Source organism: Paramesorhizobium leguminum, assembly GCF_003217235.1.
Lineage (GTDB): Bacteria > Pseudomonadota > Alphaproteobacteria > Rhizobiales > Rhizobiaceae > Paramesorhizobium > Paramesorhizobium leguminum.
The window spans coordinates 140,337-156,597 of record NZ_QJTF01000003.1 but is presented as its reverse complement, the minus strand read 5'-3'; the positions used below and the strand labels follow the sequence as shown (position 1 = coordinate 156,597).

Sequence of the window (16,261 nt, the reverse complement as noted above, 5' to 3'; positions counted from 1 at the left end):
GCGACTTTCCGGAATCATGTTCATAATGGGAACTGCCGTTGAAAACGCACGAGGTCACCAACCAGACGCCGCCGATGACCGGCACCAACGCCTATCTCGGCGATCCGCTGCTGATGCGGATCACGTCCGGTTTTCCAAAGGCGCTGCATAGCGATCTGGAGCAGGCGGGGCGCTTCGTCATGTCGGCGGAGGCGCAGGATCTGGCGCGGCTTGCCAATACGGAGTTGCCGCGGCTCAAAACCCACGACCGGCAGGGCCGGCGTCTCGATCAGGTGGACTATCATCCGGCCTATCACGCGCTCATGCGCCGTTCGATCGGGCAGGGGCTGCACTCCTCGATCTGGGAGGACGGCCAGGCGGAAGCGAGCCGTCGCCATTCCATGCGCGCCGCGCGGTTTTATCTTACCGCGCAGCTCGAAACCGGCCATCTCTGCCCCATAACCATGACCAACGCCTCGCTTGGCGCCCTGATGGCGAGCCCCAACCTCTATAAGGAGTGGGCGCCGCTCATTCTCACGCGCAAATACGACCCGAGCCAGCGGGCGCCGGCCAAGAAGACGGGCCTGACGCTCGGCATGGGGATGACCGAGAAGCAGGGCGGCACGGATGTGCGCGCCAATACCACGCGCGCCGATCGCGCGGGGAACGGCTTTTACCGCCTGACCGGCCACAAATGGTTCCTCTCCGCGCCGATGTCGGACGCCTTCCTCATGCTGGCGCAGGCGGCGGAAGGGCTTTCCTGCTTTCTCGTGCCGCGCATTCTGCCCGATGGAACCGCCAATGGTCTCAATTTCCAGCGCTTGAAGGACAAGCTCGGCAACCGCTCTAACGCCTCCTCCGAAGTGGAGTTCGAGGAAACGCTGGGGCAGATGGTGGGCAAGCCGGGAGATGGCGTCAAGACGATTATCGACATGGTGACGCTGACCCGGCTCGATTGCGCCATCGCCTCGGCGGGGCTGATGCGGGCTGGGCTGGCGGAGGCCGTGCATCATGCGCGCCATAGGCAGGTGTTCGAGGCGGCGCTTTTTGATCAGCCGCTGATGCAGCGTGTCCTCGCCGACATGGCGCTCGACGTGGCGGGAGCCACTGCCTTGTCGCTCCGTCTCGCCCGCGCGTTCGACATGGCGGCCATCGACCGCACCGAGGCGGCCTTTGCCCGCGTCATGACGCCGGTCGTCAAATATTGGGTGGCGAAGATCGCGCCGGCGCTTCTCTACGAGGCGATGGAGTGCCTTGGCGGCAATGGCTATATCGAGGAGGGCAATCTCGCCCGCTATTACCGCGAAGCGCCGGTCAATGCCATCTGGGAAGGCTCCGGCAACGTCATGGCGCTCGATGTGCGCCGCGTCCTCCTGCGCGCGCCGAAGCTTTTCGATGAAGTGCTCGCTTGGGTCGCCAATCAATTGGGCCGGGCCGGGCATGGCACGGTGGAGGTGCTGCGCGCCGCCATGAACGTGGCCGAATCGGACGAAGGGGCTGCGCGCCTCCTGACCGAACAGCTTGCACTCGCCGTCGCCGGGGCGGAACTCCGCCACCTCGGCGTCGAGCAAGTCGCCGACGCCTTCGTGGAAACCCGCCTCGCCGGGCAGTGGCGCACGACCTACGGCATGGTGGACGCCCGCCATGACGCCAAGGGGATACTGAATGCGCTTTATCCGGTGGGGTAATCCTGCCGTCGAAGCATCTCCAGCCGATCCAGCGCGCCTTGCAGAATGAAGGCCGCCGCGGCGGAGTCTATTCGTTCCGCCCGCTTCTGCCGGGAAACGTCCATGCCGATCAGCGCCCGTTCCGCAGCGACGGTTGAAAGTCGCTCGTCCCAATAGATGAAGGGTAGCTCGGTCAGTTTTTCCATGTTTCTGACGAAGGCGCGCGTCGCCTGCACACGCGGGCCCTCGCTGCCGTCCATGTTGACCGGCAGGCCGATGACGATGGCGCCTGCGTTTTCCGCCTTCAGCGTCGCGAGCAGAATTTGCGCGTCGATGGTGAACTTGGCTCGCCTTATCACCGGTCGCGGATTGGCGAAGGAAAGGCCCCGGTCGGAAACGGCGAGGCCTATCGTCTTGGTGCCAAGATCAAGGCCGGCAACGGTCTGGCCTGCTTCCAGAGCCCTCTCGACCGATTCGATAGCCAGAACCGTCACGTTCCGCCCCTTTCCATTTTGCGGGCATCGCGCCCTTGAATTGAACCTTTCCCGCGTCATAACTGTCTGCCAACGATATTGCGATACCTCAAGGAGTGAATCTCATGAAGCTCACATGGCTCGGCCATTCGGCCTTCCGCGTGGAAATCCCTGACGCGACGATCCTGATCGACCCGTTCCTGACCGGCAATCCGGGTGCGTCGGGCGTCGATCTCAAGGAGGCGGTGAAGGGCGCGACTCATATCGCGCTTACCCACGGTCATGGCGACCATATCGGCGACACCGTGAAAATCGCCAAGGAGATCGGCGCAACGGTCATCGCCAATGCCGATCTGGCTGCCTGGCTGGCGCATCAGGGCGTCGAAAAGGTCGATCCGGGCAATACCGGCGGCACATTGATTCAAAATGCGTTTTCCGTCACCTTCGTCAATGCGCTGCATTCTTCCGCCACCATCACCGAGGACGGCGTTTCGCATTCGCTCGGAAACGCCAACGGGCTTGTCTTCCATTTCGAGGATGCGCCGACGCTTTATCACATGGGCGACACGGATATTTTCTCCGACATGGCGCTCATCGACGAACTGCACCGCCCGGAAATCGGCATCGTGCCCATCGGCGACCGTTTCACCATGGGCGGCGCGGTGGCGGCGCTGGCCTGCCAGCGTTATATGAAGTTTTCCACCGTCATCCCTTGCCATTACGGCTCCTTCCCGATCATCGACCAGACGGCGGACAAGTTCGTGACGGCCATGGGCGAGGGTGCGAACGGGACCAAGGTGGAGGTGCCGAAGCCGGGCGAGACACTGTCTTTCTGAAGACATCCTTACAGGGAGAGCACCGGCTAAAAAGTGCAATTAATTGCAAGATTATTGCGCTTGGCGTTCCTGCCCGATATAGCCCACCTGGAGCATTCAATCAGGTGGGTAACAGGCATGTCAGTCGATCTAGCAACCGTGAAGCGCGTGGCGCATCTTGCCCGCATCGCCGTCAGCGCCGAGGATGCGGAGCGTATGACCGGCGAGCTCAATGCGATCCTGGGCTTCGTCGAGCAGCTTGACGAGGTGGATGTGAGCGGCGTCGAGCCGATGACATCGGTCACGCCCATGGCCATGCGGATGCGCGAAGATGTGGTTTCGGACGGCGGCAAGGCGGCGGATGTCGTTGCCAATGCGCCGCTCACGGAAGAGAATTTCTTCGTCGTGCCGAAGGTCGTGGAGTAAGCGTTCCCATGACTGAAGCTGCGACCGCAACAAAGGTTGCCATAGCGATAGAAACACCGTTGCAGGACGATGTGCGCGGACTGGTCGACCAGCTTAACGCGCATCTTCTGCCGTTTGCTCCCATCGAGTACCAGTTCACGCTGACGGTGGAACAGATGGCGGACCCCGACACGACTGTGTTCGTCGCGCGTGACGGAGATGGACGCGCGGTCGGTTGCGGCGCTTTGAAGGTCCATTCGCCTGAAATCGGCGAGGTCAAGCGCATGTATACCTTGCCCGAAGTACGGGGATTGCGGGTCGGATCGGCGCTTCTGGATAGCATCACGCGGCTTGCACGGGATAAGGGCCTTTCGCAACTGGTTCTCGAAACGGGTCCCGTCCCCGGCTTCGAATCCGCGTGGCGTCTTTACGAGCGCGCCGGTTTCACCCGCTGCGGCGTTGTGCTGGATTATCCCGATTCCGAATATAGCGCATTTTTCGAAAAGCGCCTCTCTCCCCTGGCGCAATAAAGGATTTGACGATGACCGATTTGACCGCACTCACCATTGCAGACGCGCGGAACAAGCTCAAGGCGAAAGAGATCACCGCGACGGAGCTGACCGACGCGTATCTTAACGCCATCGATGCGGCGAATGACAAGCTCAACGCCTATGTCGCGGTGACGCCGGAAAAGGCACGCGAAATGGCCAAGGCCTCAGACGCCCGGCTGGCAAAGGGCGAGGCGGGTGCGCTGGAAGGCATTCCGCTTGGTATCAAGGACCTTTTCGCCACCGAAGGCGTGCATACGCAGGCCTGCTCGCACATTCTCGATGGTTTCAAGCCGCGCTATGAATCGACCGTGACCGCCAATCTGTGGGCCGACGGCGCGGTGATGCTGGGCAAGCTCAACATGGACGAATTCGCCATGGGCTCGTCCAACGAGACCTCCTATTACGGCCCGGTAAAAAACCCATGGCGCGCCGGCGGCTCCAATGCCGATCTGGTGCCCGGCGGCTCGTCCGGTGGTTCGGCGGCAGCCGTCGCGGCAATGCTCTGCGCGGGCGCGACCGCCACCGATACAGGCGGCTCGATCCGCCAGCCGGCGGCGTTCACCGGCACGGTCGGCATCAAGCCCACCTATGGCCGCGTCTCGCGCTGGGGCACGGTTGCCTTCGCCTCTTCGCTCGATCAGGCGGGGCCTATCGCGCGTGATGTCCGCGACAGCGCCATCCTCTTGAAATCCATGGCGTCGGTGGATTTGAAGGATACCACGTCCGTCGACCTGCTGGTGCCGGATTACGAGGCGGCCATCGGCAAATCGATTCGAGGCATGAAGATCGGCATTCCCAAGGAATACCGCGTCGATGGCATGCCGGAAGAGATCGAAAAGCTCTGGCAGCAAGGCATTGCCTGGCTGAAAGAGGCCGGCGCGGAGATTGTCGATATCTCGTTGCCGCATACTAAATATGCGTTGCCCGCCTACTATATCGTCGCGCCCGCCGAGGCATCGTCGAATCTCGCGCGTTATGACGGCGTGCGCTATGGGCTGCGCGTGCCGGGCAAGGACATTGCCGATATGTACGAACAGACCCGCGCCGCCGGTTTCGGCCGCGAGGTCAAGCGCCGCATCATGATCGGCACCTATGTGCTCTCCGCCGGCTATTACGATGCCTATTATCTGAAGGCGCAGAAGGTACGCACGCTCATCAAGAAGGATTTCGAGGATGTGTTCCATGCGGGCGTCGATGCGATCCTGACCCCCGCGACGCCGTCGGCCGCCTTTGGTCTTGCCGACGAGGACCTCGCAGCGGACCCGGTGAAGATGTATCTGAACGATATCTTCACCGTCACGGTGAATATGGCCGGCTTGCCCGGCATTGCCGTTCCGGCGGGTCTCAGCGCGCAAGGGCTACCGCTCGGTCTTCAGCTCATCGGCCGTCCCTTCGAGGAAGAGACGCTTTTCCAGGCGGCTCACGTCATCGAGCAGGCGGCTGGGCGGTTCATCGCGCCGCGCTGGTGGTGATATAAATGATCATTCGACGTGCGAGCGTCGGCGATAGCGCCGCGCTCGCCGGTGTCGGATGCCGCGCCTGGGCCTCGATGATCTTCCGTTTCGAGCCGGAACGGCCCGGGATTCGCGAACGGGCGGAAAGGGCGTTTCGCGCCTTTGCGGATGAATTTCATCATCAGATCGTGCTGGCTGAATTGGCTGGCGCCGTGGTGGGCTGGGGCGCGCGGGATACGGGCGCCGATTATATTTCCGACCTTTGGATCGATCCCGCTTTCCAGCGGCGTGGCATCGGTTTCGCGCTGATGGACGCGCTTCTGGCTGAAATCGTGCTTTCCGGATATGGACGGGCGTGTATCGAAACGCATGCCCGCAATCTTCCCGCCATCCGCCTTTATGAGCGTTGCGGCTTTCGTATCATCAGGCGCGGGGAGGAATGGTCCGACAGTTTTTGCCGGAAAGTCGAAAAAGTAAGCATGGAATTATTGCTCGGCGAGGATTTGATCAAGATCACCGCTTGAAGAAGGATTGCTTCGCTTCGTCTTTGTTCTATTGTTGTAAAACAAGACCAGCGAAGGGAAAAACCATGTGGATCGAACTGACTGATGTCAATGGTGAACGCGTCGCGATCAATTTCGACCATGTCGTGTCATACAATGCCTATGGTAGCGGCGCGCATCTGGTGACCACCACTCCCGATCTGACCTTTTTCGTCAAGCAGGATATCGATGTTCTCCAGAAGATGCTCGGCATCAAGCCAACGAAGGGGAAGTGAGGGAGAGAAAAGCCTGCTCCTTAAACGTTTGATTCTGTACACGACTCCGTGTCTAGAAGCCGCGTGCTTGATATATTACGATCATAAATAGCGTAGTTGATGCTCATTTGCAGCTGGGGGAGAATTCGGAGAATTTCTCATGGCCGGCGCATACGTCCCCTCGAAAACCTCGAAGGCCGCAACGGTGCTGCGCGCCACCAGCGGCAATTTCCTGGAGATGTTCGACTTTTTCCTGTTTGGCTTCTATGCCAGTTATATTTCCAGGGCTTTCTTCCCGACCGGCAATCAATATGCCTCGCTCATGCTGGCTTTTGGGGTATTCGGAGCGGGCTTCCTGATGCGACCGCTAGGCGCCGTCTTTCTTGGCGCCTATATCGACCGGGTGGGGCGCCGCCGGGGCCTGATCGTTACGCTCGGCATCATGGCGTTCGGGATGATTTTGATCGCCTTCGTTCCCTCTTATTCCACAATCGGCCTTGCTGCGCCCTTCCTTGTCCTCATCGGGCGCCTTTTGCAAGGCTTTTCCGCCGGCGTCGAACTTGGCGGTGTGTCCGTATACCTTGCCGAGATGGCAACGCCCGGCAACAAAGGTTTCTATGTCGCGTGGCAATCCGGCAGTCAGCAGGTCGCCATCATGGTCGCCGCGGTTCTCGGATATGGCCTGCATCATTTTCTCACGCCGATCCAGATGAGCGACTGGGGCTGGCGCGTTCCGTTCTTCATCGGCTGCGCGATCGTGCCGTTCCTGTTCTATATCCGCCGCTCGTTGGAGGAAACGCAGGAATTTCTCCGGATGCCCCATCACCCTGATATCTCCGAGATAGTCCGTTCCCTCAGAGCCAATTTCCGTATCGTGCTTTTCGGCATGTTGATGGTCGCGATGACCACCATATCGTTCTATGCGATCACGGTTTACACCCCGACCTTTGGCAAAACGGTCCTCAAACTGTCGGAAACCGATAGCCTTATCGTCACATTCTGCACCGCGCTGTCCAATTTGTTCTGGCTGCCCGTCATGGGGGCGCTTTCGGACAGGCTGGGCCGGCGCGGCGTGCTCGTGATCTTTTCCGGGCTCACGCTGCTCACCGCCTATCCGATCCTGGCCTGGCTCACGACGAATACCAGTTTTGGCCACATGCTGTTTACGCTGCTCTGGCTCTCGTTTCTCTATGGCAGCTATAATGGCGCCCTGGTCGTCGCGTTGACGGAGATCGTGCCGAGCAACGTTCGCACCGTCGGCTTCTCGCTTGCCTATTCGCTTGCCACAGCACTTTTCGGCGGATTCACGCCCCTCATGTCCACTTGGCTGATCGAGCAGACGGGAGACCGCGCGGCGCCGGGCATGTGGCTGGCCTTTGGCGGCCTATGCGGCCTCGTCGCGACCGTCGCCATCTACTGGTTTGGAATGCGCTCGCGAGACGGAGAGATGGCGATTTCCGGCGTGGCCGCGGTCAAAGTGGCCGCGGTGAAATAAAAATAGGGCTGTAGAACAGTATATCTTGCCGCCCTACAGCCTTATATTACCAGCTTCCCGTATTAGGCATCGAGACCCAAGGCTCCTGGGGAGCAAGGCGTTCGCCTTTCTGGAGCAGTTCGATGGAGATGCCGTCCGGCGAGCGGACGAAGGCCATGTTGCCGTCGCGGGGAGGGCGGTTGATCGTTACACCCTTGTCCATCAGCTGTTGGCAGGTAGCGTAGATATCGTCCACTTCATAGGCAAGATGGCCGAAATTGCGACCGCCGGTATATTCCTCCGGGTCCCAGTTATGGGTCAGTTCCAGCTCCGGCGCGCGCTCCGTGATGGCGCGTTGCTTATCATCCGGCGCGGCAAGAAAGATCAGCGTAAAGCGGCCCTTCTCGTTCTCCGTACGGCGGATTTCCTCCAGCCCGAACTTGTTGACGTAGAAATCCAGCGATTCATCGATATCGCGAATGCGAACCATGGTGTGCAGATAGCGCATGTTCGGCTCCGTTTTTCATAATGGAAATATGGGTGGGGTAGCGGAATTGGTAAGCGTGTCAACTGTGCATCACTGGTTCTTTGAAACAAGAATTCGAAGAAAGAATGTCTGTGGTATCCAGTTAATAACCAGAAGTGGGCCCTTGCTCCGTCGCGCTGTGGAAGTGTTATTCTCAAGTCGAGAATCAATGTTGTTTTCACAGATTGAAAGGAGGGAACTGGCGCTATGGCGGACAAATCCATGTCGAAGGACCAGTTCCTTGGCGGCGCCTCATCCGAGGAGATCATCGATCTCATCGAGGTGTCGGGATCGATCAAATGGTTCGATGTCGCCAAGGGTTACGGATTCATCGTGCCCGACCGGCCTGGTCTTTCCGATATTCTGCTGCACGTCACATCGTTGCGCCGGGATGGCTTTCAGACCGCTCTCGAGGGTGCGCGCGTTGTTTGCGAGGTCAAGAATGGAGAGCGCGGGCTGCAATGCTTCCGCGTCGTCTCGATGGATAATTCCACGGCTGTCCATCCGGCGCAAATGCCGCCGCAACGCACCCATGTCGTCGTCACGCCTTCCAGCGGGCTGGAGCGTGTCATCGTCAAATGGTTCAACCGCACCAAGGGCTTCGGCTTTCTCACGCGCGGCGAGGGCACGGAAGACATCTTCATCCACATGGAGACGTTGCGCCGTTTCGGGCTCACCGAGCTGCGTCCCGGACAGGTGGTCTTGATCCGTTATGGCGACGGCGAAAAGGGACTGATGGCGGCGGAAATTCATCCCGATATCGGTACACAGTTTCCTGTGTCGCATTAAGAAACGTATCCTTCACCCTCGTCCTTCCAGGCTTCACTCCACTCGCCTCGAAGGACGAAGGGCCACTGGACTATCCATTGACGAGCGTGGACCAATAGGCGAAAGCTGCTCGCGTTCCAATTGTCTCACGGACCAGTCCCATGTCGCGCCTCGTCGCAATCCTCCTTCTGTTTTTCATTGCCGCCCCCGCTTGCGCCCAGCCGGCGGAGCCGATGCGGCTGCCGGTGGACGCCCATCCGCTTGTTTTCCAGACCGCGAAGGGCAAAGTCTCGCTCGATGTTGAAATCGCTGATACCGACTCCGAGCGGATGCAGGGGTTGATGAATCGTACAGATTTTCCGGAAAATCGCGCCATGCTGTTCACGTTCGACGAGACGCGCCCGATCACGATGTGGATGAAGAACACGCCGCTGCCGCTCGACATGGTGTTCATCGCTCAAAACGGGAGGATTGCCGCGATCCGCGAGAATACCGAGCCATTCTCCGAGGCGATCATCTCCTCGATAGCGCCGGTCAAGTATGTCGTCGAGCTGCGCGCTGGCGCGGCCAAGCGGCTCGGCCTTGCCATCGGCGATCCTGTGCGCCACCCCGCCATATGCGGGCAATGCGCCGCGCAATAAAAGGCTTCCAGAATGTATACGCCTGAAATACGTACTTTCGAGCATGACGGTCTGCGCCTTGCCTTTCGTGAGGCGGGCGAGGGCGAGCCCGTCCTGCTCATTCACGGCTTTGCCTCTTCAAGTTACGTCAACTGGGTTGCGCCCGGCTGGTTCGAGACGTTGACGGAAGCAGGATATCGGGTCATCGCCATTGACAATCGCGGGCATGGCGCATCTGCAAAGAGCCATGAGCCCGCCGATTATACACCGAGCCTGATGGCCGGTGATGCGGTGGCGCTTCTCGACCATCTCGGCATCGAAACCGCTGATGTCATGGGCTATTCCATGGGCGCGCGTATCGCCGCCTTCATGGCGCTGGAGCATCCGGCCCGGGTTCACAGCCTCGTTTTCGGCGGTCTGGGCATCGGCATGGTCACCGGCGCCGGCGATTGGGAGCCGATCCACGAGGCGCTCCTTGCCGACGATCCCACGACGATTACCCATCCGCGCGGGTTGATGTTCCGCAAGTTCGCCGACCAGACGAAGAGCGACCGCCTCGCGCTGGCCGCCTGTGTGCTCACCTCGAAGGAGGTATTGAGCGCGGAGGCGGTCAGCCGCATCACTCAGCCCACGCTGGTGGCGGTCGGCACCAAGGACGACATAGCCGGCAATCCGCACGAGCTTGCCGCTCTCCTGCCGCATGGACAGGCGCTGGATATTCCCGGCCGGGACCATATGCTGGCTGTTGGCGACAAGGTTTTCAAACGGGCGGTGCTGGAATTCCTGGCGGAAAACCCCATTTGATCCTTCAACGCTGATGGTTTCGTTTCAGCGAATTGATGTGTCAAGGAAAGCGGTTTGCTCTATGTTGCAGTTAAAGAGCAAGAAAATCGGCAAAACCGGGAGTTTTGAAATGCCCGCATCCAATAGCTTGAAGATGGTGAATGCTGTCGGTCAGGTGGACCCGATCTGGACGAGCATCCGCGCGGAAGCCGAAGCAGCCGCTGAGCGCGATCCGCTTTTGACCGCTTTTCTGCAATCTACGGTGCTCAATCAGGCTAGCCTTGAGGAAGCGGTGGGGCATCGCATCGCTGAGCGGCTTGGCCATGCGGATCTCGATGCCGGCATCCTGCGCCAGACATTTGCTGAAATGCATCGGGCTGTGCCTGAATGGTCGCATGTTCTGCGCGTCGATGTGCAGGCATTTTACGACCGCGATCCGGCCTGTGACCGGTTTCTCGACCCCGTTCTCTATCTTAAAGGCTTTCATGCCATCCAGACGCACCGGCTGGCGCATTGGCTTTGGGGAGAGGGGCGGCGGGACTTCGCCTATTATCTGCAGAGCCGTTCATCTTCGGTGTTCCAGACCGATATCCACCCGGCGGCGCAATTGGGCAGCGGGATATTTCTTGACCATGCCACAGGGCTTGTCGTCGGCGAGACGGCGGTTATCGAGAATAATGTCTCGATGCTGCACGGCGTGACGCTGGGCGGGACCGGCAAGGCCGGCGGCGACCGGCATCCGAAGATCAGGCATGGCGTACTTATCGGCGCCGGCGCGAAGATACTCGGCAATATCGAGGTTGGGCATTGCTCGAAGGTGGCGGCGGGGTCGGTGGTGGTGAAGCCCGTGCCAAGCAATGTGACCGTTGCGGGCGTTCCCGCGCGCATTATCGGCGAAAGCGGCTGCGCGGAACCGGCCCGGGCCATGGATCAGTTGATCGATTAGCACGCGCCTGACTCCAATCAAAGCCGGTGACAAATGCCATCCGGACTTTACAGGGCGGGACGCCGCGTGTCACAACCCGCCCCCCGACTAGCAATTAGGAGAATTCGTTTGAAACCTGAAGAACTGAGAAAACTCGACGCCTATTTCAAACGGACTTTCAAGAATCCCGGCCTTGAAGTGAAGGCCCGTCCGCGCAAGGACGATTCGTGCGAGCTGTATCTCGATGGCGAATTCCTCGGCCTCATCTACAAGGACGAAGAAGAGGGCGAATTGTCCTACAATTTCTCCATGGCAATTCTGGACATGGATCTCTGATTATCTGGTTTTATCTGAAGACGCGGGTCATCTCCTATCTACCAGGTGACCCGCCGCAAATGCTCTAACGCTTTCGTCGAGCGTCTGCCACTGTCCGAGCAGATCGCGCGGGAAGCGGTAGAAAAGTTGCAGACCATTGCCGAACTGGATGTCGCGCTCGCATGGGGCGGCTATTTCCTTCGCGGCATTTGTCGTAAGGCAGCGCGCAACGAAACCGGGCGCATCGCCTTCCATTGGCGAGACAACCAGCTCTTCATCGGTATAGCCGCTCGTAGGGCGGAAGCCATGAATTGTCAGCCCCGCCGGCCCGGGCTTTCCCTGCTGCTCTATGAGCGCGGAATAAATCGGCAGGTAGCGTCCCGACATATCGCGCGACATGGTCCGCCCCTCGATCGAGAGGAACAGGATTTGCCGTTTCATCGTGGTGAAATTGAAATCATGGCGCGTTTTGGCGCTATAGCCCGACATTTCCGGCCATTTCAGATAAAGATCGACACGGGTGGCGACGCCATCGCGCCGTTGCGCGGCAAAGCGGATCATATTCGATGGAATGGCAAGCACGTCATTGCCGATGACGATTTCGCGGATAGCCGTATTGTCCGTATGGCCGCCCATGGCGATGATGGGCCCCAGATATCGCCCGCCGATATTGATAATGATCGAGAGAACGGCAACGCCCAGAAAAACATGAAAGATGCGCGTGAAAATGCGGCTTTCCGTAACAGAAAGTGCTGTTTCATTTGCGCCTTGCATGGGGTCCGCCTTGTCCAATCCGGGCAACTATTGACCTTTATGGTTAAAAGCCGGTGAATCAGCCATCATCGACACCGAAGGGGAGAAAGCCCATGCCTATCTATGCGCTCGACGGTCATCAGCCGAAATTCGAGGATCGTGAGACGAACTGGATCGCGCCTGACGCGACGCTGATCGGCAAGGTCCAGCTGGGGAAAGGCGCCGGCATATGGTTTGGCGTGGTCTTACGCGGTGACAACGAGCTGATCACGATTGGACGTGACACCAATGTGCAGGAACATGTCGTGATGCATACCGACATGGGCTACCCGTTGACAACAGGGGCAGGCTGCACGATCGGCCATCGCGCCATGCTGCATGGCTGCGCGATTGGCGACAACAGCCTTATCGGCATCGGCGCTATCGTGCTTAACGGTGCGCGAATCGGCAAAAACTCGCTGGTCGGCGCGGGGGCATTGGTGACCGAGGGCAAGGAATTTCCAGATAATTCGCTGATCATCGGCTCGCCCGCGCGTGTCGCCCGACCGCTGGATGACGCAGCCATTGAGCAATTGAAGGCCTCCGCGCGCCATTATGTGGAAAATGGCAAACGCTTTATGCGGGGATTGGAGATAGTGAGCAGTGAGCAGTGAGCAAAGTGAGAGTTTTGTCACCGCTCACGGCTCACTGCCAACTGCTCACTGACTCAAATCCGCCGTTGCAAAAACCTTCGTCACCCAATCCAGGAAAATCCTGACACGCGGCGATAATTGCCGGTTCTGCGGATAGAAGGCTGCGAGCGGCAGGGGCGGCGGGGGGTAATCGGGCAGGACTTCGACAAGGACGCCGCGCGCCAGATCTTCCCGGAAGCGGTAGCGCGGCGCCTGGATGATTCCGTAGCCCATCCGCGCCAGATGATGCAATGTCTCCGCGTCGTTGGCGGTAACGCGGCAAGGAAGGGTTATTTCCCGAATACCTTGAGCGCTTTCAAATTCCATCGGCATGACGCGGCCGGTGCGTGACGACATGAAGCCGATCATCTGGTGATTTTCGAGATCGTCAAGCGAGGATGGCACGCCGTGCCGTTCAAGATAGCGCGGGCTGGCGCAGGTGATTTCGGGAATGGATGGCAGACGTCGCATGATCATGCCGCTATCATCCGGCTCGCCCGCGCGGATCACGCAATCCACCCCTTCGCGGACGAGATCGACCAGCCTGTCGCCCTGGCCAAGCTGCAACACCACCTGCGGATATGCGTCCAGAAATTCGGGCAGGCGCGGCAGCAGGAAGGCGCGCGTCAGCGAGCCGTGGGCATCGATGCGCAACATTCCGGCCGGCACACCGCCGCGAAGCGCGCTCTCGGCTTCATCGATATCGGCGAGGATCGACAGGCACCGCTGGTAATAGGCCTCGCCATCCGGCGTGGGCGCGACATGGCGCGTGGTGCGCTCAAGCAGCCGGCTGCCGAGATCATGCTCCAACCGCCTGATTCCCTCTGTCGCCGTTGAGCGTGGAATCTCAAGGTCTGCCGCCGCCGCCGTGAAGCTGCGGCGGTCTATGACCCGGATGAAAAGGCGCATTGCATCGAGACGATCCATGATTGTTCGCAATATCCGAATTTTATTGCCCGTGAAAGGGAGATTATCCGGCCTGCAAAGCGCGTTATCACCACGTCAACAAATGGAGATTGATATGAAGCTAAAAGACAAAATCGCAATCGTGACAGGCGCGGGCAAGGGCATCGGCGCGGCAATCGCGCACCGATTGGCTGAAGAGGGCGCGGCCGTGGTGGTGAATTACGCGCGTGATGAAGCAGCGGCTCGTGTGGTCGTTGAGGAGATTGTCAAAGCGGGCGGCAGGGCTGTCGCGGTGCAAGCCGATGTCGCCGCCCCTTCCGCAATCACGGCACTGTTCGATGCCGCCGAAGCCGCTTTTGGACAGGCCGACATCCTCGTCAACAATGCGGGCATGATGCGGCTATCCCCGCTGGCGGAGGCGACTGACGCGGATCTGGATAATCATATCGCTATCAACCTTGGCGGTACCTTTCGTGGTATGCGTGAAGGCGCCAAGCGACTGCGCGATGACGGTCGAATCATCAGCCTGTCCTCCAGCGTGGTCGGGTTCTACCAGCCCGGATACGGCCTTTACGCGGCGACGAAAGCGGCCATCGAGGCCATGACGCATGTGCTCGCCAAGGAATTGGGGCCACGCGGGATCACCGTGAACGCTATCGCGCCTGGACCGGTGGAGACCGACTTCTTCATGCGCGGAAAATCCGACGAACTGGTCGCCAACATTACGAAAATGATTCCGCTCGGCCGTCTCGGCCGCCCCGACGATATCGCCGATGCCGTCGCATTCCTTGCCGGACCCGATGGCCGCTGGATCAACGGCCAGACGATCCGCGCCAATGGCGGGGCGATATAAGCGCAGTTCTTGATTTTAAATAGTTGCCGCCAAAAACGTAGGAGCCGGTCCCTGGGGAGGGACCGGCTCCTGAACCCGGTCATTGGGGACGGGTGGGGGACACGACCGGGTTGCCGCATAAGGCTTGCGCCTTATTCATGAGCAAGTCAGGACAAGCGATTTTCCGTCCAGACTTGCGTAATCTGTGTCTAACCGCACAATCTTGTCCGAAAAGTCTGCAGCTTTTTTGCTAGCGCGAACCTTCGGTTCTGGATCATGCTTTTACTGAATGCTGCCCACCAGGATCTGGCGGTCGTCATCGATCGAAACCCATACGCCTGCGTTGCGGGCCGATTGACGCTTCAAATATTGATACTCGGTCTGGTTCCAGACGAGAACGCGGGGGGCCAGATTATCGAGGATGAAATCGCCCCGGTCGGTTCGCAATGTCAGCACGGCGTGGCCATCGCCATTCGTCTGGCGCACCACGGTGATCAACAGATTGCCAAGCGGGACACCCGCCCCGGCAAGACGCTTGCGCTTGAGCAGGGCATAGTCCTCGCAATCGCCATATTGCGTGGGATAGGACCAGACCTCCGGCTTTCCCCACATTTCCGTGTCGGTGCGCGCCTCGATCTGGGTGTTGACCTGATTGTTGACCTCAATGACCATGCTCCACAGTTCCTTGGTCAACGTGACGGGCTTATCCGCCTTGCTGACGACCTTGCACTCATCGGCAAAACGCTTGCAGAATTCATAATGCCCGATCGGCTGCGTGGTGCGTTCGCCCGCGCTCATCCAGGGTGATGCGATTGGCGCCGCATGGACCGCTGCCGTTCCGATCAGAAAGAAAAACCCCGCCAGTGCTGCTCTGCATGTCATCGTGTCAGTCTCCAAACTGACGCCACAATGACATGGATAGTTTTAGTTCACGCGAATATTGATAGCAAAATACAAATAAAAAACAAGGAAAACAAGTATAAAATTCATCTCAAATTTTAATTTTTAAAGTAAAACTCCAGTAATGAAAATGAAGGTCCGGTTTACGCGAAGGGTGAGGTTCGAGACGCAACGCGCAAAGCAGGGTATGGGGGCGAAAGCCCCTCTGCTTTGGACGCACCATGGGAAGTATGGCTTCGGCTTACGGTGTTTCGCATTGCTCCGGCACGCTTTCCTCCAGCGATTTTTCCGATGGGGTGAGCGAGCCGGTCATGATCGACATAGGGTGGAAAGGCGGGACTGCCTGATTGGCGGGATTGGCGAGCCTCAGCGTGTAGCAGCCGGTGAACACCGTGTCCTTGCCATCGGTAGAGACCGATTTGACGGCAATGGGCAGGCTCCAATAGATGGAGCCGGCGGCACCGTCGGGCTGGGCCTTGCCGAGCTTTATTTCGACGGATTTGGTATTTTGGTAGCCCTTGGCATATTTATCGAAATCCGGCTCGCGTCCTTCCTCCGAATAATAGCTGTAGGCGCGGGCATATTCCTGGCGGTTGACGGCGTTGTAATAAGAGCGGATCAAGGCCTCGGGCGAACTGCGGTCGTCGAGATAACCGGCGAGCGGGCCGGTGGCTTCTTCTTGTGCCA

20 protein-coding genes and 1 pseudogene are annotated in these 16,261 nt (G+C 59.3%); 15 read left to right on the top strand and 6 right to left on the bottom strand.

The annotated features are described in order from the left end of the window. Nucleotides 1-38: 38 nt before the first annotated feature. Nucleotides 39-1,667, top strand: coding sequence for an acyl-CoA dehydrogenase family protein (locus tag C7477_RS03910; protein WP_181418339.1), 1,629 nt, complete (start codon nucleotides 39-41; stop codon nucleotides 1,665-1,667). Here the strand turns inward: C7477_RS03910 and ruvX are convergent. Then, complete coding sequence (gene ruvX, locus C7477_RS03905) at nucleotides 1,652-2,140, bottom strand: Holliday junction resolvase RuvX (protein WP_110749196.1); 489 nt, start codon at nucleotides 2,138-2,140, stop codon at nucleotides 1,652-1,654. The genes C7477_RS03910 and ruvX overlap by 16 nt on opposite strands. Before the next feature lie 104 nt (nucleotides 2,141-2,244). Between ruvX and C7477_RS03900 the strand changes: the two genes are divergently transcribed. The 7 genes from C7477_RS03900 to tcuC all read left to right on the top strand — a co-directional run bounded on the left by C7477_RS03900 (nucleotide 2,245) and on the right by tcuC (nucleotide 7,596). Continuing rightward, nucleotides 2,245-2,955, top strand: a complete 711-nt coding sequence (locus C7477_RS03900; protein ID WP_110749194.1) for a metal-dependent hydrolase — start codon at nucleotides 2,245-2,247, stop codon at nucleotides 2,953-2,955. A gap of 117 nt (nucleotides 2,956-3,072) precedes the next feature. After that, nucleotides 3,073-3,360 carry an Asp-tRNA(Asn)/Glu-tRNA(Gln) amidotransferase subunit GatC gene (gatC, locus tag C7477_RS03895; protein ID WP_110749191.1) on the top strand — a complete coding sequence of 96 codons (288 nt, stop codon included), beginning with the start codon at nucleotides 3,073-3,075 and terminating at the stop codon, nucleotides 3,358-3,360. An 8-nt stretch (nucleotides 3,361-3,368) separates the two neighbouring features. After that, complete coding sequence (locus tag C7477_RS03890) at nucleotides 3,369-3,869, top strand: GNAT family N-acetyltransferase (protein WP_110749189.1); 501 nt, start codon at nucleotides 3,369-3,371, stop codon at nucleotides 3,867-3,869. An 11-nt stretch (nucleotides 3,870-3,880) separates the two neighbouring features. Next, the gene (gatA, locus tag C7477_RS03885; RefSeq protein ID WP_110749186.1) at nucleotides 3,881-5,362 is read left to right on the top strand and encodes an Asp-tRNA(Asn)/Glu-tRNA(Gln) amidotransferase subunit GatA; all 1,482 of its coding nucleotides are present in this window, start codon (nucleotides 3,881-3,883) and stop codon (nucleotides 5,360-5,362) included. A 5-nt stretch (nucleotides 5,363-5,367) separates the two neighbouring features. Beyond that, complete coding sequence (locus C7477_RS03880; protein ID WP_110749184.1) at nucleotides 5,368-5,868, top strand: GNAT family N-acetyltransferase; 501 nt, start codon at nucleotides 5,368-5,370, stop codon at nucleotides 5,866-5,868. A 65-nt stretch (nucleotides 5,869-5,933) separates the two neighbouring features. Further along, nucleotides 5,934-6,122 (top strand): hypothetical protein, encoded by a 189-nt coding sequence (locus C7477_RS03875; protein ID WP_110749182.1) that lies wholly within the window; start codon nucleotides 5,934-5,936, stop codon nucleotides 6,120-6,122. 139 nt (nucleotides 6,123-6,261) lie between these two features. Then, on the top strand, nucleotides 6,262-7,596 hold the full coding sequence (tcuC, locus tag C7477_RS03870) for an MFS transporter (protein ID WP_110749180.1): 1,335 nt from the start codon (nucleotides 6,262-6,264) through the stop codon (nucleotides 7,594-7,596). 46 nt (nucleotides 7,597-7,642) lie between these two features. On the opposite strand, the gene gloA is transcribed toward tcuC, so the two are convergent. Next, entirely contained in the window at nucleotides 7,643-8,083 is a 441-nt protein-coding gene (gene gloA, locus C7477_RS03865; RefSeq protein WP_110749178.1) for a lactoylglutathione lyase, read from the bottom strand. Between the two features lie 225 nt (nucleotides 8,084-8,308). On the opposite strand from gloA, the gene C7477_RS03860 reads away from it, so the two are divergent. From C7477_RS03860 to C7477_RS03840, 5 genes are all read left to right on the top strand, one after another. Continuing rightward, complete coding sequence (locus C7477_RS03860) at nucleotides 8,309-8,890, top strand: cold-shock protein (RefSeq protein ID WP_110749176.1); 582 nt, start codon at nucleotides 8,309-8,311, stop codon at nucleotides 8,888-8,890. A 140-nt stretch (nucleotides 8,891-9,030) separates the two neighbouring features. Further along, complete coding sequence (locus C7477_RS03855) at nucleotides 9,031-9,510, top strand: DUF192 domain-containing protein (protein ID WP_110749174.1); 480 nt, start codon at nucleotides 9,031-9,033, stop codon at nucleotides 9,508-9,510. A gap of 12 nt (nucleotides 9,511-9,522) precedes the next feature. Next, entirely contained in the window at nucleotides 9,523-10,293 is a 771-nt protein-coding gene (locus C7477_RS03850) for an alpha/beta fold hydrolase (protein ID WP_110749172.1), read from the top strand. Nucleotides 10,294-10,402: 109 nt separating this feature from the next. Next, nucleotides 10,403-11,218, top strand: a complete 816-nt coding sequence (gene cysE / locus C7477_RS03845; RefSeq protein WP_110749382.1) for a serine O-acetyltransferase — start codon at nucleotides 10,403-10,405, stop codon at nucleotides 11,216-11,218. A 108-nt stretch (nucleotides 11,219-11,326) separates the two neighbouring features. Then, on the top strand, nucleotides 11,327-11,533 hold the full coding sequence (locus tag C7477_RS03840; protein ID WP_110749170.1) for a DUF3126 family protein: 207 nt from the start codon (nucleotides 11,327-11,329) through the stop codon (nucleotides 11,531-11,533). 27 nt (nucleotides 11,534-11,560) lie between these two features. On the opposite strand, the gene C7477_RS03835 is transcribed toward C7477_RS03840, so the two are convergent. Then, nucleotides 11,561-12,286: a hypothetical protein gene (locus C7477_RS03835; RefSeq protein ID WP_110749168.1), complete on the bottom strand. Its 726-nt coding sequence runs from the start codon at nucleotides 12,284-12,286 to the stop codon at nucleotides 11,561-11,563. Between the two features lie 92 nt (nucleotides 12,287-12,378). Between C7477_RS03835 and C7477_RS03830 the strand changes: the two genes are divergently transcribed. Beyond that, nucleotides 12,379-12,918, top strand: a complete 540-nt coding sequence (locus tag C7477_RS03830; RefSeq protein WP_110749166.1) for a gamma carbonic anhydrase family protein — start codon at nucleotides 12,379-12,381, stop codon at nucleotides 12,916-12,918. Between the two features lie 45 nt (nucleotides 12,919-12,963). Here C7477_RS03830 and C7477_RS03825 read toward each other — a convergent pair whose 3' ends face one another. Next, entirely contained in the window at nucleotides 12,964-13,863 is a 900-nt protein-coding gene (locus C7477_RS03825) for a LysR family transcriptional regulator (protein WP_110749164.1), read from the bottom strand. Nucleotides 13,864-13,957: 94 nt separating this feature from the next. Between C7477_RS03825 and C7477_RS03820 the strand changes: the two genes are divergently transcribed. Continuing rightward, nucleotides 13,958-14,695, top strand: coding sequence for an SDR family oxidoreductase (locus C7477_RS03820; RefSeq protein WP_110749380.1), 738 nt, complete (start codon nucleotides 13,958-13,960; stop codon nucleotides 14,693-14,695). A gap of 261 nt (nucleotides 14,696-14,956) precedes the next feature. Here the strand turns inward: C7477_RS03820 and C7477_RS03815 are convergent, their stop codons facing one another. Together C7477_RS03815 and C7477_RS03810 are read right to left on the bottom strand one after the other, a co-directional pair. Beyond that, nucleotides 14,957-15,556 carry a transglutaminase-like cysteine peptidase gene (locus C7477_RS03815; protein WP_110749162.1) on the bottom strand — a complete coding sequence of 200 codons (600 nt, stop codon included), beginning with the start codon at nucleotides 15,554-15,556 and terminating at the stop codon, nucleotides 14,957-14,959. A 259-nt stretch (nucleotides 15,557-15,815) separates the two neighbouring features. Next, a pseudogene (locus C7477_RS03810) lies at nucleotides 15,816-16,247 on the bottom strand (hypothetical protein); the annotation flags it as partial. Nucleotides 16,248-16,261: the final 14 nt, after the last annotated feature.